The 21,143-nt window shown below is 30.5% G+C and carries 17 protein-coding genes; 7 read left to right on the top strand and 10 right to left on the bottom strand.

Annotated features, from left to right (window positions below; translation table 11 throughout):
• Window positions 1-119: 119 nt before the first annotated feature.
• The 3 genes from DEA20_02115 to DEA20_02105 are packed head-to-tail and all read right to left on the bottom strand — an operon-like array spanning window position 120 to window position 1,973.
• Window positions 120-512, bottom strand: coding sequence for a hypothetical protein (locus DEA20_02115; GenBank protein ID HBS47975.1), 393 nt, complete (start codon window positions 510-512; stop codon window positions 120-122).
• On the bottom strand, window positions 448-1,179 hold the full coding sequence (locus tag DEA20_02110) for a hypothetical protein (protein HBS47974.1): 732 nt from the start codon (window positions 1,177-1,179) through the stop codon (window positions 448-450). Before DEA20_02110 ends, DEA20_02115 begins: the two co-directional genes overlap by 65 nt.
• Window positions 1,176-1,973, bottom strand: a complete 798-nt coding sequence (locus DEA20_02105; GenBank protein ID HBS47973.1) for a hypothetical protein — start codon at window positions 1,971-1,973, stop codon at window positions 1,176-1,178. Before DEA20_02105 ends, DEA20_02110 begins: the two co-directional genes overlap by 4 nt.
• Window positions 1,974-2,308: 335 nt before the next feature.
• Between DEA20_02105 and DEA20_02100 the strand changes: the two genes are divergently transcribed.
• Window positions 2,309-4,576 (top strand): type I DNA topoisomerase, encoded by a 2,268-nt coding sequence (locus tag DEA20_02100; GenBank protein ID HBS47972.1) that lies wholly within the window; start codon window positions 2,309-2,311, stop codon window positions 4,574-4,576.
• A gap of 14 nt (window positions 4,577-4,590) precedes the next feature.
• On the opposite strand, the gene DEA20_02095 is transcribed toward DEA20_02100, so the two are convergent.
• Window positions 4,591-5,238 (bottom strand): HAD family phosphatase, encoded by a 648-nt coding sequence (locus DEA20_02095; GenBank protein ID HBS47971.1) that lies wholly within the window; start codon window positions 5,236-5,238, stop codon window positions 4,591-4,593.
• Window positions 5,239-5,337: 99 nt separating this feature from the next.
• On the opposite strand from DEA20_02095, the gene DEA20_02090 reads away from it, so the two are divergent.
• From DEA20_02090 to DEA20_02070, 5 genes are all read left to right on the top strand, one after another.
• The gene (locus tag DEA20_02090; GenBank protein HBS47970.1) at window positions 5,338-7,452 is read left to right on the top strand and encodes a hypothetical protein; all 2,115 of its coding nucleotides are present in this window, start codon (window positions 5,338-5,340) and stop codon (window positions 7,450-7,452) included.
• A gap of 57 nt (window positions 7,453-7,509) precedes the next feature.
• Window positions 7,510-9,105 (top strand): all-trans-retinol 13,14-reductase, encoded by a 1,596-nt coding sequence (locus DEA20_02085; protein HBS47969.1) that lies wholly within the window; start codon window positions 7,510-7,512, stop codon window positions 9,103-9,105.
• An 84-nt stretch (window positions 9,106-9,189) separates the two neighbouring features.
• A complete protein-coding gene (locus DEA20_02080; protein ID HBS47968.1) occupies window positions 9,190-10,395 on the top strand; it encodes a hypothetical protein in 1,206 nt (401 codons plus the stop codon).
• A complete protein-coding gene (gene gidA, locus DEA20_02075) occupies window positions 10,388-12,259 on the top strand; it encodes a tRNA uridine-5-carboxymethylaminomethyl(34) synthesis enzyme MnmG (protein HBS47967.1) in 1,872 nt (623 codons plus the stop codon). The genes DEA20_02080 and gidA overlap by 8 nt, the downstream gene beginning before the upstream one ends.
• A gap of 26 nt (window positions 12,260-12,285) precedes the next feature.
• Window positions 12,286-12,552, top strand: coding sequence for a hypothetical protein (locus tag DEA20_02070; protein HBS47966.1), 267 nt, complete (start codon window positions 12,286-12,288; stop codon window positions 12,550-12,552).
• Between the two features lie 74 nt (window positions 12,553-12,626).
• Here DEA20_02070 and DEA20_02065 read toward each other — a convergent pair whose 3' ends face one another.
• From DEA20_02065 to DEA20_02040, 6 genes are all read right to left on the bottom strand, one after another.
• The gene (locus DEA20_02065) at window positions 12,627-13,841 is read right to left on the bottom strand and encodes a hypothetical protein (protein ID HBS47965.1); all 1,215 of its coding nucleotides are present in this window, start codon (window positions 13,839-13,841) and stop codon (window positions 12,627-12,629) included.
• 96 nt (window positions 13,842-13,937) lie between these two features.
• Window positions 13,938-16,007: a hypothetical protein gene (locus DEA20_02060; GenBank protein ID HBS47964.1), complete on the bottom strand. Its 2,070-nt coding sequence runs from the start codon at window positions 16,005-16,007 to the stop codon at window positions 13,938-13,940.
• Between the two features lie 146 nt (window positions 16,008-16,153).
• A complete protein-coding gene (locus DEA20_02055; protein ID HBS47963.1) occupies window positions 16,154-16,648 on the bottom strand; it encodes a hypothetical protein in 495 nt (164 codons plus the stop codon).
• Window positions 16,649-16,856: 208 nt separating this feature from the next.
• Window positions 16,857-17,651 (bottom strand): hypothetical protein, encoded by a 795-nt coding sequence (locus tag DEA20_02050; GenBank protein ID HBS47962.1) that lies wholly within the window; start codon window positions 17,649-17,651, stop codon window positions 16,857-16,859.
• A 27-nt stretch (window positions 17,652-17,678) separates the two neighbouring features.
• On the bottom strand, window positions 17,679-18,638 hold the full coding sequence (locus DEA20_02045) for an ABC transporter ATP-binding protein (GenBank protein ID HBS47961.1): 960 nt from the start codon (window positions 18,636-18,638) through the stop codon (window positions 17,679-17,681).
• A gap of 44 nt (window positions 18,639-18,682) precedes the next feature.
• Window positions 18,683-19,363, bottom strand: coding sequence for a hypothetical protein (locus tag DEA20_02040; GenBank protein ID HBS47960.1), 681 nt, complete (start codon window positions 19,361-19,363; stop codon window positions 18,683-18,685).
• A 208-nt stretch (window positions 19,364-19,571) separates the two neighbouring features.
• On the opposite strand from DEA20_02040, the gene DEA20_02035 reads away from it, so the two are divergent.
• Entirely contained in the window at window positions 19,572-21,143 is a 1,572-nt protein-coding gene (locus DEA20_02035; GenBank protein HBS47959.1) for a hypothetical protein, read from the top strand.

Below are 21,143 nucleotides of genomic sequence, written 5' to 3'. Positions count from 1 at the left end.
GTTTATTCTTGTTGACTATTTTAAGTTTATTAGATGAATCACATAGAAGAAATATTTTGCAGGTTTTTCATCTTATTTGTGCTAAAACAGTTCTTATTTTTATTTGATTTTTAATAAAATTATTTAATTGAGCAATTTATTAAAGATGACAAAATTTGATTTTGCTCTAAAACTCTTTGTTGTTTTAAAATTTTTACTTGTCTTACAGCGATAATTATTCCAACAATTGTCATAAGTAGAAAAAGCATTGTAAATAAAGCTTTTTTTTTCTTTTTCAAAATATGTTTTAAATAGAAAAATGCAAAAAACCATAAAACCAATAAAATTATTTGAAAATAAAAAATTGGAAAGTGAAAAAAATAAGATAATCCTGCTTTTTTATACCATATTTCACACGTGCAAGGTGTTGAAATAATAAAGGATAAAAGTAGGGAAAGTTTAACGATTTTACTTTTGTATATGTTTGTTAAACCAGCTACGAATTTTGTTACTAAATTCTTCTTCTGTTTCATTTTCTTTCACAAAAATTGGAGTTCCTATAGTTATTTTAATATCGCTTGCTCGTGGATCTAAAAGAAGGCTATTTTTTTTCATAATTTCATTTGCACCCAAAATAGCTACAGGGATTACGGGACGGTTTAATTTTTTTGCAAGCAAGTAAAAGCCTCCCAAAAATTCTCCTAATTTGCCATCAGTGGATCTTGTTCCCTCTGGAAAAAGTAAGACACTTAAATTGTATTTTTGAGCGAGCTTGTAGGCCCTAATTAGAGCTTGTGTTGATTGTTTTGGATTTTCTTTATTTATAAGAGCGTGCATTCTTTGTAAAAGTTTTCCAAAAAGTGGAATTTTTGCATAAGATTGTTTGCTGATCCAAATATGTGGATGTTTTCCAACTACATATTCTGCTAATGGAATATCTAAAGCGGAAGCGTGGTTCATCACAAAAATGGCAGGGTGTTTATAAAAATCTGGAAGATCTTCTTTTTCTTTTTTTATTTTTACTACTAAAAATGCAAAAAAGACTAAAAGGCTGTTCCATTGATTAGTGAAGAAAAAATAAAGTTTTTTGTGTCTTTTATTTTCGGGAAGATAGGAGATGAGTAAGCATAATGGCAAATAAAATGAAGTTACGATGAACCAGAAAATGTATGTTCTTATTGTTTTGTATGTTTTTATCATTTGAAAAATAATTTGTGATTAGCGTGTTTGATTTTGAGATAAAAGGTTGTTATCAGGGAAATAAATATTATCGACGCAGCAGATAGAATAATGAATTCTAAGCTACCCAAAACAAAATTGGTTAAAATATTAATGATGTAAGGAGATTTTTTGAAAATTATTGTTGGTAGTTGGATTGTTTTAAAAAAGCCATATCCAAATAATCCAATTAATCCGATAGAAAAAAATAAAGGATAATAATAAAAGACCATTTTAAAAGAATTTATTATTGAGGTAAAAATGTTTCCAAAGTTGCCATCCGAATCAAGTTGAAATAGAGATGCTGTGATAATTAATGGTGCTAAAATAACAAAAAGGGCAAAGATAAACAGTCTTAAAAAAGAGCAACATAAATAATTTCTAATCAAATGTGGGACAAACATAAATGCGATTAAAATTATATTTAAACAAAAACTTGGAAATTTTTTTAAATTTTTTACCAAATAAGAATTGTCTTTAATGTTAACGGATGGTCTTGACAGAAGAAGAATGAGAAAGAAAAAGAAAATGCTGGGGATAAAAAGTATGAAAAATTTGAAAAATAGATTTAAGTTAATTTTGAAAACATCTTTTATATATTCAATTGAGTACAAAAAAATTAAAAAAAGATAAAGGCTTTGGAAGTTTTTTAGCAAGGTTTGCCATGATTTTACGAAAGAATTTATTGTGATTAGTAAGCTAATTTTTAAATCTGACCATTTATAAAATTCAAAAGAATTTTTAAAACAAGAGGTTACTGAATTTAAATTATCCATAATTATTAAAATCTCTTAACGTTTACCAAAACTTTGTAAACAAATAATTAAAATTTTATTTTTTGATGATAACATATGAAAATCAATCTTATTGTTAAACATCTTAGGATTTTTTTTATTAAAAATCAAAACATTGCTTTTTTGATTGATGAATTTATGAAATTTATTTTGAAAAAGCGTAAAAAAGTGCAATTAATTATTTTTGTTTGACATTTAGAAAATATTATTATTAATCTGAAATTAGTTAAGTTGCGTAATAACTTACATATTTTTTACAAGTGAATAATATTAAGTGTTTAAATTTAGGTATTAAAAAACGAAAAATAGATAAGAATATGGCAAGAAAAGGTCAAAAATTATTAATAGTTGAGTCTCCCGCCAAAATTAAAACAATCTCCAAGTTTTTGGGAGATGATTTTGCTATTACATCCACTTTCGGTCATATCAAAGATTTGCCACCAAAGTCACTTGGAATAGATATAAAAAAGAAAAAAGATCATTTTGTATTTGATATTGAATATGAAACTATCAAAGATAAAGAAAAAGTTATTAATGATATTAATAGACTTGCAAAGAATGCAGAAGAGGTTTATTTGGCAACAGATCCTGATCGGGAAGGGGAAATAATATCTTGGCATGTTGAGCAAGAAATCGAAAAAATTATCAAAGACAAAGATAAAATTTATCGAATAACATTCAACGAAATAACAAAACCTGCAATTTTAGAAGCTATAAATAATAAATCAGTTGTAGATGTCAAAAAGGTAAATGCGCAGCAAGCTCGAAGAGTTTTAGACCGACTTGTTGGTTATGAAGTATCTCCAATTTTGTGGAGAAAAATCAAAAAAGGTTTATCTGCTGGAAGAGTACAGTCTGTTGCTCTTTATCTGATTTGCGATCGCGAAGAAAAAGTTGTTAGTTTTAAGCCTGAAGAATATTGGTCTATTCATGGTCTTTTCCAGACCAAAGAAGCTTCGATTTTGGCTGAACTTGTAAAGATTAGTAACAAAAATATCAAAGTAAGCAGTAAGGCTGAAGCTGATAAAATATTAGAAGAGTTAAAAAAACAAAGTTACGTTGTAACGGATGTTACGGAAAAGAAGCGTTCCAAAAGCCCGCTTCCTCCATTTATGACTAGTACATTGCAGCAGGCTGCTTTTAATTTACTTGGTTTTTCTGTTGATAAAACTATGTTATTAGCCCAAAAACTTTATGAAGGTATTCCTCTCTCTGATCCAAGCAAACCAGAGGCTTTGATCACTTATATGCGTACCGATTCCTTGCGAATTTCAGATACTGCGATCAAGGCAGCAAGAGAATATCTTGAAGAAGAATTTGGAAAAGATTATTTACCAAAAACTCCAAATGTTTATTCCAAAAAAGCAGCGCAAGATGCGCACGAAGCTGTTCGTCCTGTTGATATAAACATTTCCCCTGAATTTGTTAAAAAATATTTACCGCCAGCTGAAGCAAAACTTTATGAATTAATTTGGAAACGTTTTGTCGCTTCACAAATGACTCCTGCAGAATATATGCAGCGCCAGGTTTCAATCGAAGGTGGAAAGTATTTATTTAGAGTTACAGGTTCGACGTTACTTTTTGATGGTTATTTAAAAGTATATCAAGCAGATGATGAAGAAGAAAAAGATGAAACATCTGTAAAAATTCCAAAAGAAATCGAAAAAAATAAATCACTAGATCTTTCCAAAATAGATCCAAAACAACATTTTACCCAGCCGCCGGCTCGTTATACTGAAGCTTCGCTTGTTAAAGAGATGGAGAAGCTTGGAATTGGTCGACCAAGTACATATGCGGCTACTCTCTCTACGATTCAAAAAAGAGATTATGTAACAAAAGATAAAAAAAGATTTGTTCCTACAGAGCTTGGTAAGACTGTAAGTAAAATGCTTGTAGAAAATTTGCCAGATATTATGAATGTTAAGTTCACAGCAAAAATGGAAGAAGATCTTGATAAAATAGCTCAAGGTGAAATTGAGCGAGATATTGTTTTAGAAATTTTCTATGAAAATTTTGTCAAAGATTTAAAGACTTTCGGTGGTGAAGCTGCTACCAAAAAATCTGTGGAAACAGATCTTGAATGTCCTAAATGCAAAAGCAAATTGGTTATTCGATTTGGAAAAGCAGGAGAATTTTTGGGATGCAGTAAATATCCTGAATGTTCTTTTACTTCCAATTTCATTAGAAATGCAACGGATGGAAGTTTGCAATTAGTTCAAACTCAAGAAGAAGTTGTGTCTGATATAAAATGTCCACAGTGCGGCCGAAATCTTATCCAAAAGTTTGGAAAATACGGTCCATTTTTAACATGTCCTGGTTATCCAGAATGTAAGTATATTCATCAAGAATCACTAGGTTTCCCATGTCCTTTGTGCAAAGGTAAAATTTTAAAGCGCAAATGGAAGGGTGGATCTTTCTGGGGTTGTGGCAACTATCCAAAATGTAAATTTGCGATCTTTGGCGAAGTTGAAGAAGAGAAATGTCCAAAATGTGGCGCCTTGTATCTTTTGGTCAAAAAAGATAAAGAAGGTAACGTTACATTAAGTTGTGCAACTCAAGGCTGCGATTTTTCAAAAAAAATCTAAAAAACTGAATTGCATCAAAAAATAGAAAGTTCTTTGAGCTTTTTTTCAACTATATTGTGATCGTTGCAAACTATTCCATCAATACCTAATAATTTTCCAGCACGAATATTTTCTTCTAGATCATCAATGAAAATCGATTCTTCTGCTTTTAAATCATATTTTGAAAGTAAAGTTTGATATATTTCAGGCTCGGGTTTGATTTTATTTACTTGATAAGAAATTACAGCTCCGTCAATACGATTGAAAAACTCATATTGTGATGCTGCTTTTTCATAAAGATCTTTAGGATAATTGGAAAGCAAATAAACTTTATACCCTTTGGTTTGTGCTAGATTTAGCCAATTTACTCCTTGTTCTATTGGTTGAAGATAGCTTGGTAACATTTCTAAAAAATCTAGAAAATATTGTTTTTCCTTTTTTGATGTATAAAGTTTAGCCAGTTCTTGTTGAGTTGTGGTACCACGGTCATAATCAGACCAATTTTTTGTTCCGAAGGCTTTGAAAATATTACGTGATTCATCTTCATTTATTTTATTTATTTTGAGCATATCCGTAATAAATTTTTCTGGATTCCATTGTATTAATACCTTACCTAAATCGAAGATAATATTACGATATTTTATGTGAGGTTTATTTGCGGGTGTTATTTGTAGGTTTATCATTGTTAACTCCAGATTCTTTTAAAAATATAGATTTTAGTAACTTCTGTTTTTTAGAATAAACGTAAATTTTATAATAATTCAAAATAAAAAAGGAAAATAGTGAATTATAAAAAATTAATTTTTAAATTTTTACTTGGTTGTTTATTTGTAAGTTTGATAGCTTTTACATTTTTTGTTTATCAATTTTTTAAGATGCAAAAACAGATTGATACCAACTTGCAAAAGAGCATTTCCAAAGAGATGGATTATGCAACTAATTATATTAGTAATCATTTCCAAAAATTTAAAAAATTAGTTTCAGATTTTAGACAAATAATCGATAAGAAAAAACTTTTGAGCGAAAAAGAGTTATACAATTTGATTGAGGATACTGTTAAGAAAAATCAAGATTTGCACGGTCTTGTACTAGCTTATGAGCCGGGTATTTTTGAAAAAAAAGATAGATTTTCAATTTTTATTATACGATCAGATAATCTTATAGAGCCGCGACCTATACAATACGATTACACTCTTCCTCGAGATAAAAAAAAGGGAATAACAAGTTGGTATTATTATCCAATCAATTTTGGTCCATCGTTAACAGAACCTTACTGGGGAACAGCTATAAAGGGACATGTGATAGCTTATGGAGAACCCCTTTATGCTCCAAATCCGCTAAAAGATGCTAAGCCAATTGGTGCTATTTCTGCCTTGCATAGACTTGATAATGTGCGTTCAATGGTAAATAATTTGTCGCTTGGTAAGCGTGGATATGCATTTGTCATTTCTGAAATTGATGGGAAGTTTGCATCGCATCCTATTGAGGAATATTACAGAAATGATAAATCTATTTTTGATGTTGCTAAAGAGCGAAAAAATAAAGATCTTGAAAGAGTTGGTTATGAGATTTTGAAAAATAAGCAGGGTAAAACTTCTTTTGTTAATGAAAAGACAGGCCAAAAAGCGATTATTTATTATAAACCTATTCCGCAAACAAATTTGATACTGTGTGTTGTCGCTATTCAAGATGAAGTATGGTCTCAATATAACGATTTTCTAAGAAAATACAGGGTTTTATTAATAGCATTTTTAATATTGTTTTTGTTTTTTTTAATTTTTATTTTAACTAAAAGTTATCTAGGAAGTTTATTAAATCTGTCTATTGCTTCTATTTTAGCCTCTATTCTTTTAATTGTAGGAATTATCTCTCTGTGGCATATACAAAGAAAATACGGTCAAGAAAAAAATTTACAAAATATAGTGGTTTTGGATAAGAACACAATTGATAATGTTATCAAATCTTCTAAAGAAGAAATTAAAGATAATTCCCCACTTTATTTAGTTAAAACAGGAATCTTAATAAGATCGATTGAATCTTCTTTTTCTACAAATGATGTTCAACTTAGTGGTTTTGTTTGGCAAAAATATCCTTTGTTGAGCGGACGGGAGATACAACGTGATTTTATTATTAATGAGTGTGATAGATACGATGAAAAAAGAATTATTCATACTGAGAAAAATTCAAAAGAAGAATTGATAGTTTGGAGATTTAACGGAGTTTTTGATAGTGATCAGGCTTTGACGGTAGCTTATCCTTTAGATAAATATAAAATTGTGTTAACGATTGATCATCCATCCTTAGATAAAAATATTTTGTTTATTCCCGATTTAGAAGGATATCAGTTTATTAATCCTCAATCATTACCTGGAATTAATGTCGAAGATTTTTCACAAATATGGAATATAGAAAAAAGTTATTTTTCGTTTAAACCTATTGATTTGAAAGCTAATCTTGGGGTTGAGCAACCAAAGCAAAATGTTAGAAGATATCTTTTAGATTTTTCTATTTCGGCAACAAGAAATATTGTTGATCCTCTTATAATGTATTTTTTACCGCTTTTAGTTTCTCTATTGCTTTTATTTATAAATTTATTAGCTGTAAGAAAAGAAAATATAATAACGAATATAACTTTAATATCTGGAATTTTTGTTGGTTTGATATTTGCGCATTCTGCTCTTCGAAGATCATTTTTCCCCTCTGGCATATTTTATTTAGAATATTTTTACATTATTCCTTATTTGGTAATTGTTTTGTTACTGGTAGATATGATTTTTTATGCGCAGAAATATAAAATAGCTTTTATATCATATAAAAATAATTTGCTTGTCAAAGTGTTTTTCTGGCCAGCGTTTTTATTAATAATGTTTTTAATTTCAGTATTTATTTTTTACTAAAATTGTTATTTTAAAAATTATTTTTTATATAGATTTTTATCGCAATAAGGATGTTTTATGAATTTAAAAGATTTTGGAAAATTATTTTTGATTTTGTTTGTTATAGTGTTATCTGCTTGTGGTAATCAAAAGCAAGATTATGATATTTCTTATAAACCAAAATGGAAAGCTAAATTTGATTTAAAATCTACTAAAGCTATTAATGAATATGATGCGATTGTGGTTGGAAGTGGAATCGGTGGTTTAACAAGTGCTTCCTTGCTGGCCAAAGAAGGCTTTAAAGTTTTAGTTTTGGAGCAATCACATCAGATTGGTGGATTTAGCTCTTCTTACGGTAGAGATGAATTTACTTTTGGAACAGGTGGCGAAGATGTTAGCGGATTGTGGGAACGTGGTTCTGTTACATATTTGTTGAAACAATTAAATCTTAGAAAAGATGATCTTTTTGTAAAACATACAAGAGAATATATTTTAAATGGTGAAAAATTAGTTCTTCCAAATGATTACGAAGGCTTTGTTAAGTATCTTTACGCAAGATTTCCAAGTGAATCTGAAAATATAAAACTGTTTTTTGCACAAGCAAAGGCGGCTTACGAAGAAATTAATGATCCTTTAGTTTTTGAATTTTATGGCATTCGATTGGATAAAGAACAACTTGTAGAGTTGTTTGGAAAAGAAAAGATGCAGTCTTTATCTTCTGGTCAAAATATATCTAAGTGGATGAATAAAAATTATCAACAAAAATTGGACGAATTTTTTAAAGATGAAAATTTAAAAGCATTTTTAAAATCACTTCTTGGATATTTAGGATTAGAAGCGGATAAAACACCCGCCCTTACTGCTTTGCTAGCAAATTTGAGCTATTTTATATTTGGTGGGTATTATCCAAAAGGCGGTCCTGGGGGTTTTGCTCTAGCTCTTAAAAAATTGATTGAAAGTCATGGTGGAGTTGTTTTAGCTGATCATAAAGTTGATAAAGTTTTGATAAAAGATAAAACGGTAGAAGGTGTTTGTGTTGGTGATAAGATTTTCAAATCTTCGATTGTGATTGCGAATGCAAATGCTAAAACTTTATTTTTGAATTTGGTTGACTCCAAAGAGTTTTCAGACAAATTCATTTTAGATATTAAAAATCTTAAAATGTCGACATCAGCATTTGTGGTTCATTTGGGTCTTGATATGGATTTGTCTAAGATTCCAGCAAGCCTTGTTGTAAGTTTGGATAATGGGTTATATATGCTTATTAGTACCAATGTAGATAAGTCATTAGCGCCTGCTAATAAATCTGTTGTTACGCTAATTAAATTGATAGATTACAAAGATTTTCATTCTTCAAAAAGTCCTGAGTATACAGAGTTAAAAGAAAAAACGGCAAATCAGCTAATAGCTAAAGCAGAAACTATCATTCCAAATTTAAGCAAAAAGATTCTTGTGCGTGATATTTCGACGCCTTACACTTTTGAAAGATATACTTCTATGCCTGAAGGTGCGATATATGCTTTTGATAGGTCAAAAAATAAGAATGTTCCTTATTTTAAATCGCCAATTGAAGGTTTATATTTGGCAAGTGCTTCAGCTAAGGCAGGTGGAATTGAAGCGGTCGTGATTGCAGGTATTTGGTGCAAACATGATATTTTGAATTGGAAGCGATAATTTATCTTAATTTTTACCACTTTTAAAAGTCTAAAAAGCCTTTATAATTAGGAATATTTTTTATTCTTAAATAAGGGCTTTTTTATGATTTTAAAGAAAACTAACACTTTTTTAATAATTTTACTGTTTTTTGGGTTTTTACCGTTATCAAAAATAGAGGCAGGTTTAGGTGATTTGCCAGATGAGCTTTTGGCTTCGGTTTTAAGTGAAACTATTGATAAAGATGTGCCTAGGGCTTATGAATTAAGAAGAGTTTGTAGGCGATGGGATTATAATTTAACTCAACATTCTCAAATGTTTGTAATTCCGGGAGTAGATTTATTACCGGGTGGACAGGTTTGTAAAGTTCGACCTTGGGATGATGAAAAATTAAATGCATTAGAAATAAGATTCCCATATTTAGAGAGTATAAGTCTAAATTATTTTATGATGTTTTCTCCACAAAATCTTGAACGTTTTTTTACTGATAGGCCTATATGGAGAAATGTTGAATTAAATTGTTCTTTGAGTAAAGGCGATCGTTGGGAAGCTATATTAAAAGGTTTGAAAATTAATTTAAAAAGAAATAAGGATATTTTAAGTTATTCTTTAAATCTTACAATCGGAGGTTTATCAAAAGCCATAGTTCCCGTATTCCTTGCGAGTGAAATTTATAAATCTGAAAACTTGGTATTAAGTTTGGGTCTTGAAATAACAAAAGAACAGCTTCAGCCTTTGGTTGGGAACCAAAATATTGAGGAGTTTGATTTTTGTGGTAGAACGAATTTGGCCTTGGAGGATGTAGCTACTTTTGTTAATTCTCTGCCAAATTTGAAATCTTTAGGTTTTAGATTTACTATTCCAAAAATTTTGCAAGAATTTTCAAAAAACAAAGAATTATGTAAAAGATTGGGGCGATTAGAATTGAGTAATACATCTGAATATCCAGAAGATTTTTTAATTAATTTTTTACAAAGTTGTCCAAATCTCAAAACTTTATCTATTCCAGGTTCAAATATTTCGGGTTCTGCATTATTAACATTATTAACGATTTGTCCATTAATTCAGGCTTTGGATATATCCCAGAATCCAAATTTATCATCAGAATTTATTGCTGAATTTATTCGAATGGCAAAAAATCTGAGAGCTATCAAAATAGATGGTTGTAATGTCACTCGTGAACAAGTGGGCATGCTTAGAGAACAATTGGAACATATTTTTATTGCATGGCAATCTCCGCTGCGAAGAACTGTTAGGAGATATCCTTTTGAAGGTACTGTTTGGGCATCCGTAGGTGGGATTTATGCTTGAAAAATATGATGTGATTATTGTTGGTGGTGGACATGCCGGTTGTGAAGCAGCATACGTTGCTGCTAATTTGGGATCAAAAACATTACTTGTAACAATAAAAAAAGATCGAATAGCCTGGTGTCCATGCAATCCATCGATAGGTGGACTGGGTAAAGGTCACATTGTTTATGAAATCGCAGCTTTTAATGGTTTGATGCCAAAACTTTGTAGTAAATCACATTTGCAAGCACGAATGTTAAATACTAGCAAGGGTCCAGCTGTACAAGGACTACGAGTTCAAGTTGATAAATTTAAATATTCAAAATTGGCGCAAGAAATTTTATCTCAAACTAAAAATTTAGAAATATTTCAAGGAGAAGTTGCTTCGCTTTTATTTGAAAAACTAGAAAATAAAAATAAAGTGATCGGTATTAAAGTAGCATCTGGCGAAGAATTTTTTGCAAAATCTGTCGTTGTCACTGTTGGTACATTTTTGAATGGAACTGTTCATATCGGTTTAAAAAATCACAGTTCTGGGAGAGAGGGTGAACCGGCTGCAACATTTTTGACAGGTTCGTTGCAAGAAATTTTGGGCATAAAACTTGGAAGATTAAAAACAGGAACACCTCCAAGGCTTTTGAAATCATCACTTGATTACTCAAAATTTGATCAGCACGAATCTCATCAACTAGACTTTCTTTATGAATTTGATGGTGTGCAAAGCGAAGAAAAAGTTTCATGTTTTGTAACTGCCACAAATGAAAGTACTCACGAAATTATTCGAAGCAATTTCGCACGATCAGCTAGATTTGGTGGTGCTATCACAGGAATTGGACCAAGATATTGTCCTTCGATCGAAGACAAAGTTGCAAGATTTCCAGATCGCAAAACACATCATGTTTTTGTTGAGCCTGAAGGTTTAGAAAGTGATGAAGTTTATCCAGCTGGTCTTTCAACATCTTTGCCGCTTGATGTTCAAATTGATTATATTCGTAGTATCAAAGGTTTTGAAAATGCAGAAATTGCGCGCGCCGGATACGCAATCGAATATGATTTTTTGCCGCCAACAAATTTAAAACATTCGCTTGAAGCAAAAAATGTAGAAAATTTATTTTTTGCAGGACAAATAAATGGAACAACCGGATACGAAGAAGCAGCTGGCCAAGGATTGGTCGCTGCGATAAATGCGCATTTAAAAGTTAATAATAAAGACCCTTTTATTTTAAATCGTAATGAAAGTTATATTGGCGTTATGATTGATGATCTTGTGACTATCGGTATTGATGAGCCTTATCGAATGTTTACATCGCGCGCTGAACGTAGACTTCTTTTGCGACAAGATAATACATTTTTGCGACTAATGCCTCATGCAAGAGATTTGGGATTAATTAGTGATGAAATGTATGAACAATTTTTGAGAGAAAAAAATATCATTCAAAAATCTGTTGAACTTATAAAATCAGTAAATCGAAATGATGAACTGTATAAATCATTTTTTGTTATAGAGTTTACAGATGAGATAAAACAGCGGGCAAAAGAACTGCTTGCAGAAAAATTATTACAAAATAATTTGGAGTATCAATATTTATTAAATAGCAGAGTTTTGCTCAATATCCATGCAGAGATAAAATACGAAGGTTATTTGCAACGCGAAGTTCGTGAAGTTGAAAAAGCTTCTCGATATCAAAGTTTACACATTCCACAAAATTTTGATTACAAAGATTTACCTGGATTATGTGTCGAGCTACAACAAAAATTAACAAAATTTAAACCTGCAAATATTGCTCAAGCACAGCTCATTCCTGGTATGACTCCAGCTGCAATATCACTTCTCATATTTCAAATTCGCATTTGCGAAAAAATTAAAACAAATTTATTTTATTAATCATTTTACAAGGATTGGAAAATCGTATGAAAAACAAACGTTTAATTATATTTGCTTTTGCGGCCGCGATTGCAACACCATGTTTTGTAGTAGGTAGACCAGATGCAGAGGTGCTTAAAGAGTTTAGGGAAACAATTGCAACTGTTAGAGAAAGAAAGTACATGGAATACGGAGATTATACAAAATTGATGGAGCTGATTGGCGAATTGGAGGCAGATCCGCTGTCTGATTATTTAGGATGTTTGGCAAGACTTCAATTGGCCGAATTAGAAAGAGAGTTACGTAATAGGTAATTGCTAAATCTGAATATCGAATAAAAAGAGGCTCGAAAATTTCCGAGCCTCTTTTTATTGTTTATAAAATTTTGTTATTTGTTTTCGTTTTTAATTTTCTCAAAGACTTCGTTAAATGTTTTTGCAAATGTATCAAGATTTTCTATTTCTTTTACCATCGCTTCTACAATGATAAGTTTTTTATTCATATTTTTGTTGAAGACATCAGCTTCACCTAAAATTGCTTGGAAATTAATTTCTTTTGAGTCTTCTAGATCATCAATTAATATGGTTCCAAAATGATCAAATATATTTTGTTGGATTTTGATAAGTTCAGGATTATTTTTTACCATTTCAGTAATTAGATCATATTTGTTATCTGAAATTTCTGGATATACAGGTAATATGTGATTGTAATAATCGCATAATTCTTCTTTTAACTGGTCGATTAAATCATTACAAATAATACCGCAGTTTTTTGTAGTTATATGTTCTTCTATCCAAGATAGATAACTTTGTAGTTTTTCTATTCTTTCAGTAGATAAGAATTTTTTGAATTTTTCTACCGCTTGTTTTAGTGTTTGAATATATTTTTTTATTGTTTCAAATTGTTTTTCGTTTGCGATAGCATACTTTGATTGATCGTAATCTTTTAGATATGTTTCTAATTCGTTTATATCTTTTTCTAAATCAGATATTCGATCTTGATCTTCCAAATCATGATTCATTTCTCTTACTGTTGCATAAATTGTTTTCATATTTTTGAAAAGCTCGATGCTAAGTTTTAGAGATTCAATGTTTATATCGATAGTTTTATCTTCTCGTTTTGCTAGTTCGTCGATTTTTAATCCGACATTTTTCATGACAGGAAGTGTTAAAAACTTTTCGCTATAAAGTTTATATAAAGAGGCAAAATCTTCTTTTGCGGTTTTGTATGTAACTCCTCTTTCGCGCATTCCAAGTATCCAAAAAATTTGATCATAAACATAATGGGTTAAAGCTTTTAGATTTTCTAAGACTCTATCTACTGTTTGAGGATTTAAATCATTTTCCGCAGATTTGAAAAATTTATTTATTTCTTCACAGCTTTCTTTATTTGCATTTAAATTTTTGAACACGGTTGCAAGTTCTTCTCGTAGCTGTTCTATTAATTGTTTTATTTGGTCCAGTTGACTCGATGTTGCCGGGGTTATATTTGTTTTAGACTGTTCTTGAGTTGTGCAACATTCTTTTTCACATGTGTCTTGGCTGTAAATCTGAGGTGCAATTAAGGCAAGTGAAATTATTAAAGATTGGATTTTTATTTTCATTTTTACTCCTTTATGTTTAATGAAAAATAACAAACAAAAACATGTTACTGCATGAGTTTTAAAAACTCAAATTAAAAAAGTTTGGTTGATAATTTTTTACATAAAAGAAAATGAAATAGATTTAACCTTTTCTTGCGCATCTTTAATAATTGATGAATCAAATCCCTGATTTTTTAAAACATCTAAAGCGATGTGTTGCTCTGATTTACCAAATTCTAATTTATACGGATAAGAAATTATTTTTTCATCTATATCTTTGATAACAGAAACTTTGTAGTTTTGGAAATTAGTAGTTTCATCTTCGAGCATTGTTAATAAATCAAAATGTGTAGCGATCAGGCAGATGCTTTGTGAAAAACTTCCTAAATGCTTTGCGACGCTGTGTGCGGCAGCCGATCCTTCGATTGGCGACGTGCCGTTGAATACTTCGTCGAACACTGAAAAGCTAAATTCTTTGGGTTTAGAGCTTTTGATTGAATCTATCAATTTTTGTGCACGCAAAACTTCTGCTTTGAATAATGAATTTCCGGCTCCGATGTCATCTGTGATGTTTAAGTATGTTGAGATATTTACAAAAGGAGTGAAGCACATATTTTTTGCAGGAGCAATTCCGCAGGTTTGTGCAAGCCAAATTGATAAAGTTAAAGATTTTAATACAGTTGATTTTCCACCTTCATTTGGACCGGTGAGAATGACATTTGATCTTTGGTTGTTAATTCCAAGTTCTATCGAATTTGGTACAGCTTTCTTTGGATCTAAAATTGGATGCCAAAAATCATTAAGTTCGATAAAAGGAGTTGTTGAATTTTCTACATATTGTGGAAATGTAAAAGAAACAGGTTTATCTTCAAATTCTTTTACAAGTGTTGCAAGAGAAACGTAAACATCAATTCTTGCTGTTGCTACGATTGCTTTTTTATACTCATCTTTTAAATTTTTCATTAAACCATAGGCTTTGAATACTGCCCCATGGTTACAGAATATTGAGCCAGGTTTATTGAAAGTAGATTGTTGAAACAAACTGAGCGTATCTTGAAGTGTTGATGCATGTTTTTCATTGTTATCAAAAAATTTTAGAAGCGGTTTAAACTCTTCGAACTCTGCTAAAATTGGATTTTTATTGCAGCATTCTTGTAGCTTTTTGATACCGTCTGTGACTTTTGCTAAATGATACATATATTCTTGAAGTAGTTGTTCAAATTTTATTTTCCCATAAACCCAGTCAAAATGATTTGTGAGTTCAGTAGCGCTCCATACCCCTGCACCTAATATTAATGACGATTGAACATATTTATTTTGTAACAGCTGTAAAAGTATGGCTGACTGTGGAATTTTTGTTTGTACAAATTTAAGACATTCTATAAGAATTCCTCTGTCGAAGTTTTTGTAATCATAAGTAATTTTGCGCAGCCATGCTGGACTATCAATGACTCCTGTGAGGTTTAATGTTCCATAAGAAATAAATACTGTTATTAAAAAAACATCTAGAGCGAAATACCGTAAGCGATTGGCATTAGCCAAACTATTTTTGATCAAAAGAGCTACTTGTGAATCATTTAATTTTTTAGTTAAAACATTATTGAAGAATGCATCATTCGCGTTGTGTTCTAACTCATCGTGACCCAAAAATGCGAGTAAGAAGTTTTCGGAAGAGGCGATTTGAGCAAGTGCATTTTTACAATCTTTTGCAACTTGCGGATTAGCAATGAAAAATTTTATTAGTTCTTGTCGCTTTTTTAATAATTTTGTATCGGCTGTTGGATTAGACAACATTTCATAAAAACTGATTTTACCAATTTCAGTTTCTTCTCGACTAAGTGAGTTTGCTGTATATTTGCTTAAATCTTTTTTGCCACGAAATAAGTCTAAGTCTTCCCAAAGCGTTGAGTTATCATGGTCGACTTTTAAAGAATTAGTTTTTTCATATTTGTTGAAAAACTCAAAACCCATATTGCGTTTAACACTAGAAGATGGATGTGAAATATGTTCTTTTAAATGATTTACATATTCAAGCATGGTATGAGTTTCCCAGGAACTGTCTTCTCTTGGAAAAGATTTCATGTTGATGTCACAAATTTTTTGAGCGAGGGTTGGAATTTCATCTTCTGAAAATAAAGGGGTGAAAATGTTTGCTAAAAATATTAAAAGTAAAATCTGCTTTTTCATTTATATCCGATTTCTAAATAGGTTTTGATCAAGTTTTACTTTATTCTAACAAACAAAAAAGGCTTGGCAAATTTGCCAAGCCTTAAATTTCTTCTAGGATAAAACTTTAGCTAAATCGCCAAGTTTTAAATTCTCTGAGAATTAATTTATTTTTTTGCCATCCAAGAGCCTTCTGGTTGTTCTTCAACTGAAACAACTGAAAGAACAGCAGCTGCAGGGATCATTTTCTTTTCGCCGACAAGGTGTGGGAATACTTCGCCACCTTCTTTATTTTGTTCCATTTTTGCTGTTAAGCCTTTTTCTGTGAGTAATTTTTCATCAAGTTCAAGGATTACGATATCTTTTTGGCCATTGAAGAACTTTTTAAGAACGTTTTCTACTTGTGTGCCTTTTGCTGCATGAATAAATTCTTTGTCCATTTCAAGTAGTTTTACGCTGTCATCAGCATTTTCTTTGTTGAAGTTTACTGCAGGAACAACTTTGTAAAGAGCATCAGCTTTTAAAACTTCTGATAATGCTACTGGTTTTTGTTCTGCTACTTGTGTTGTTTCTTCTTGTTTAACTTCTTCTTTTTTGTTGCCGCATGAAGGTGCTAAAACCAATGTTGCTGCTATTAATGACATGTATAATGCTTTATTCATAAGAATCGGATCCTTTCTTTCTTATCGTTTCTTTATTTTGTTTTGACTTTCACGATTTCACTTCATCGAAATCTAGTAAGTCATTGTTGTTAATTTTAACCCTAAAGTGAAATAATAAACTTTTATTACCCTTTAGAATTAACATTATATTTAAGAAAAAAAAATTAGTAAGTACTTTTTTTAAAAAAAATTCAAAATTGATAATTTTTTACGAGTTAACTTCTAATTTTGTTAATCCTTTTTCTTTGCTTTTATTAAACATAAAAATGAATACTAAAACTATGATAATTAAACAAATTATATTTAGTTGAAAACTTTTAATCAGATGGCTTATATATTCTTTTCCGTGAACAAAAGCTCTTACGCTTTCAAATGCATGATACATAGGAACATATTTTGCGATAGCTATAACTTTTGGAGGTAAGATTGATGCAGAATAATATGCGCCGCTAAATGGAACGAAAAACCACGCTAGGGCAAATGCTAAAGTTTCTGCTTTTTTTCCCCAAGTAACTAAAATGGTTGAAGTCAAAAATCCTAATGCACATCCAGAAATTAAAAGTGAAATTATTACGGGGATTAAAAATAGTCCTAATGATAAAACATTAAATCCAAAAAGTAAGAAAACTAAAGCGCAACCTATTACAAAATTGATTAAGGCTCCGATTGTACCAAGAATTATACAAGCAATTAACCATTCAATGATTGTTAGAGGTGTAGAAAAAATTGCTACAAAATTATAGTCATAAAATTCTCTCATCAAAGATAGAGAAATCATTAAAGTTGCTCTTACAACTATGTACCAAAGCGTTAGGTTTGCAAGCAAAACTGTAACATTGAGAGGGTCGCCTCCCTGTTGCATTTGCATGTATCTTCCTAAAAATCCAAATAGCAAAATGTCTAAAAGCGTCCAATAAAAGAAATTGAAAACTTCAAATCCATCTTTAAGAATTAAAATATGTCTATAAACTATGGCACATACTCTTTTAAATTTAAATTTCATTAATGATCCTTTATTTACAAAGTTGATTTAGTTTGCTTGTTTTTTAACAAGTGATAAAAAATAATCTTCTAATGTTGGTTTATCTATAGAAATCTGGGTATAAATGATTTTAAGTTGAGCTAGCGCTGTAAGAAGTTGCGAAATTTTGTGCTCGTCTATTTCGATTTCAATATGTCTTCCTTCAATTTTATATTTTAAATTTTGTTCGAGTGCATAATTTTCTGTTCTTTTTAAACCATCTCCAACCATTAATTGAACTCGAGCTATTGAAATTGTCGCTGCAAGAATTTCTGGAGTATTATTTGCTATGATTTCTCCATTACGCAAAACAAGTATACGATCGCAAAGCTCTGCTACTTCTGTCATGTTGTGCGAAGTTATGAGGATAGAAGTTCCATTTTTTTTATTTTCTTTGAGAATAAATTCGCGAGCATTTTTTGCACTTACTGGATCGAGCGCAGCCGTTGGTTCATCAAGTAGTACAATTTTAGGGTTGACCATAAATGTTTTGGCGAGCAAAGCAGATGTTGTTTGGCCTGCTGAAAGAGATGTGCATTCTTTGTTTTCCAGATGTTTGATATTAAATATTTGCAAGTATTGTTCTGCTTTTTCTTTTAATTCAGAAAATTTTAAACTATAAAGCATTCCCTGCATATAAAGAGATTGTTTTACCGTTAGAGAGCTTGGAAGTTTCATATATCCACTTGCATATGAAATATGTTGTAAAATTTGCCTATTTTTAGAGAGATCTTTATCAAAAAATTTAATCGATCCGCTTGTTGGTTTTAAAACGCTTAAAAGCATTTGAATGGTTGTTGTTTTTCCAGCTCCGTTTGGCCCAAGAAATCCTAAAATTTCTCCTTGTTTTAATTCAAAAGAAATATTGTTAACGGCATTAAAAACTTTTTTATTTTGTTTAAAACCAAAGAAATTTTTGGGATAAAATTTCTTTGTAAGATTTTCGACAATTAATGGATTTGAAAACATTAAAATTCCTTAAATTTGAAACGGTTCCATTTTATAGATGCTTTTTAATTTAATTTATAAAAATAAACAGGGGAAGCAGAAGACCAACTCATCGCAAGATTTTTTTCCTGTTGTAAAACAAATTGTTTATTTGCAGGAAGTTGTTTTAATGTAACAACTTTTAGTCCTTTTTTACATGAGGAAAGTTTTTTTGTGATTTTTTTCATCAAATCTTCTGAGAAGCATGTTGAACACATAAAGACTACAGTAACATCTTTTAGGTCTGCTTCAAGAATATTTTGTTTATAAAATTTTAATATTTTACCACCTTTGTTTGATATTAATTGTTTTCTTTCAAGAAGTGTCTTTATTTCTTGAGCTTGTTTGACTCTGCTTTCAGATAATTCTATTCCGATACTTTTTTTTACAGGAGTTGTAAGCCGTACTTGCACGCATACTTTTCCTATTCCGCATCCCAGATCACAAAAAATATCTTTTTTTGTCATTTTCAAATCTTTTATGATTGTTTCTAGAGATTCATATGTGATTTCGCCATAAGTTGGAGCTCCGCCTTGATTTGTAATTTTTTCATATTCTTTTGGGCTAATGTTAAATCCATTTTTATTTAAATATAGTTTTTCAATTTTTTGTTTTATTGGATTTATTGTTTGTTGTTTTGTTTTGCAAATTACAGAGTTTGAAACCATAAGTGAGCAAACTAAGATTAAAATTAGGCTTTTTTTCATTGTTTTCCTATCCTTATTATCATTTTTAATGACTTCTATTATTTGAAAATAATGTTTTTTGGCAAGTTTTGTGAAGTAATGTTTGGATTTTGTGTATAGTTTATTACCTTAGGGCATTAATTTTTGCGAATTCTTATAAAATTCTCTAACATATTACTTATTAAAATTTGCAACGAAATGTTTTTGTTTAAGTTTAAAAGGGTTTTTGATGGATAAAAAATTATTTTTGACGTTAGTGTTATCTTCGATGACGGTTATATTTTTGCAATATTTTTTACATAGGAACGACTCAAAAGATACGGCAGTGGTAGAAAATGTTCAGCCGGGACAAGGTGTTAGAATTCCTTCAAAAGAAGAGCAGCTAAAGCCGCTGAATAAAGAAATAGATTTTATAGATAAAAAAATTACGGTTCAAGAAATTGTGACTCCTGTTGAGACAGAGCTTTATAAAATTGCATTTTCAAGCTTTGGCGGCGTGATCTCTTCGGTCGAGTACAATAAAAGACCGGGCAAAGAAAATAAGGCTTTAAAATCTGTTTACCCTAAAGATTTTTTTCAAAGAGAAGAAAGTTGCTTGCTTTTAGCTTTGGACGAAAAGACTCCATATTTCTACAAGCTTGAAAATAAACAGGATTTACAAGATAAAATAAATGTTTCGTATGTTGCAGAATCTGAAAATTGGATCATTAAGAAAATTTACTCTGTTTCTAAAAAGGTTTATCAAATCGATTTGAATTTGGAATTCACCCCAAAAAGTACAAATATAAACCCAATCAAACCAAGACTTTTTTTTCCAGCTCCATTTTTAAATGAATTATCAAATGATTCAAATAATGGTTTTTATTTAGATTCTGTTAAAAAATCTCTTAAGAAATTTACATCCACAAAGGAAAGTGAAGCCGACAGTGCATGGATTATGCCTGAAATATTTGGCTCTGAAGATAGATACTTTGCTCATGCGCTTGTAGGGGACACAGAGCATTTTACTCAAAGAGCTTATTATAAAAATTTGAATAACAATTTATTTTCAATTTTAGAAGGTGCACAAGTTAAAGAAAAAACAACTTGGAATCTTTCCTTTTATTTTGGGCCTAAAGATATTGAAGATTTAGCAGCTGTTGATAGTCGATTAGAAAGTTTACTTGATTTTGGTTGGTTCTCATGGCTTTGCAAATTTATTTTAAAATTACTTTCTTGGATTTATGGACTTGTTCATAACTATGGTCTTGCAATTATTCTCCTTGCTATTTTGATAAAAATTCCTCTTTTGCCTCTTACGATGAAAAGTGCGAATGTTATGGAAAAATATCAAAGATTTCAGCCACAAATATCAAGAATCAGAGAAAAATTTAAAGGCGATATGAAGCGTCAACAAGAAGAGATTATGAGATTTCATAAAGAAAATAATCTCTCACCAACAGGACAACTTGCAGGATGTTTACCATTACTTCTCGATTTACCTATTATGATGGCTTTATATAAAGTACTTGCGAACTATATGGATTTATACCAAGCGCCATTCTTTGGATGGATCGTGGATTTGTCTTCAAAAGATCCTTATTATGTTTTGCCAATTTTGATGGGAATTTCTATGATTTGGCAACAAAAGATGACTCCAGTCTCTGATGACAAACAAAAGATTATGATGTGGTTTATGTCAATATTTGTAACAGTTCTTTTTGCAAATTTTGCAGCCGGATTAGTTTTATATTGGCTTACAAAGAATATTCTTGGAGTCGGTGAAACTTACTTAAGAAAAATGTATTTTAGAGCAAGTTAA

It is taken from the genome of Candidatus Dependentiae bacterium (assembly GCA_003511165.1).
In the GTDB taxonomy this organism is placed as follows: Bacteria; Babelota; Babeliae; order Babelales; family UBA12411; genus UBA12411.
The sequence above is the reverse complement of the archived record's forward strand: the minus strand, read 5'-3'. Positions and strand labels throughout refer to the sequence as shown.

Bases quoted from the DNA above. Each gene is read 5' to 3' on its own strand.
- DEA20_02115 (HBS47975.1), bottom strand. From the start codon at position 512: ATGAAACAGAAGAAGAATTTAGTAACAAAATTCGTAGCTGGTTTAACA.
- DEA20_02110 (HBS47974.1), bottom strand. From the start codon at position 1,179: ATGATAAAAACATACAAAACAATAAGAACATACATTTTCTGGTTCATC.
- DEA20_02105 (HBS47973.1), bottom strand. From the start codon at position 1,973: ATGGATAATTTAAATTCAGTAACCTCTTGTTTTAAAAATTCTTTTGAA.
- DEA20_02100 (HBS47972.1), top strand. From the start codon at position 2,309: ATGGCAAGAAAAGGTCAAAAATTATTAATAGTTGAGTCTCCCGCCAAA.
- DEA20_02095 (HBS47971.1), bottom strand. From the start codon at position 5,238: ATGATAAACCTACAAATAACACCCGCAAATAAACCTCACATAAAATAT.
- DEA20_02085 (HBS47969.1), top strand. From the start codon at position 7,510: ATGAATTTAAAAGATTTTGGAAAATTATTTTTGATTTTGTTTGTTATA.
- DEA20_02080 (HBS47968.1), top strand. From the start codon at position 9,190: ATGATTTTAAAGAAAACTAACACTTTTTTAATAATTTTACTGTTTTTT.
- gidA (HBS47967.1), top strand. From the start codon at position 10,388: ATGCTTGAAAAATATGATGTGATTATTGTTGGTGGTGGACATGCCGGT.
- DEA20_02070 (HBS47966.1), top strand. From the start codon at position 12,286: ATGAAAAACAAACGTTTAATTATATTTGCTTTTGCGGCCGCGATTGCA.
- DEA20_02065 (HBS47965.1), bottom strand. From the start codon at position 13,841: ATGAAAATAAAAATCCAATCTTTAATAATTTCACTTGCCTTAATTGCA.
- DEA20_02060 (HBS47964.1), bottom strand. From the start codon at position 16,007: ATGAAAAAGCAGATTTTACTTTTAATATTTTTAGCAAACATTTTCACC.
- DEA20_02055 (HBS47963.1), bottom strand. From the start codon at position 16,648: ATGAATAAAGCATTATACATGTCATTAATAGCAGCAACATTGGTTTTA.
- DEA20_02050 (HBS47962.1), bottom strand. From the start codon at position 17,651: ATGAAATTTAAATTTAAAAGAGTATGTGCCATAGTTTATAGACATATT.
- DEA20_02045 (HBS47961.1), bottom strand. From the start codon at position 18,638: ATGTTTTCAAATCCATTAATTGTCGAAAATCTTACAAAGAAATTTTAT.
- DEA20_02040 (HBS47960.1), bottom strand. From the start codon at position 19,363: ATGAAAAAAAGCCTAATTTTAATCTTAGTTTGCTCACTTATGGTTTCA.
- DEA20_02035 (HBS47959.1), top strand. From the start codon at position 19,572: ATGGATAAAAAATTATTTTTGACGTTAGTGTTATCTTCGATGACGGTT.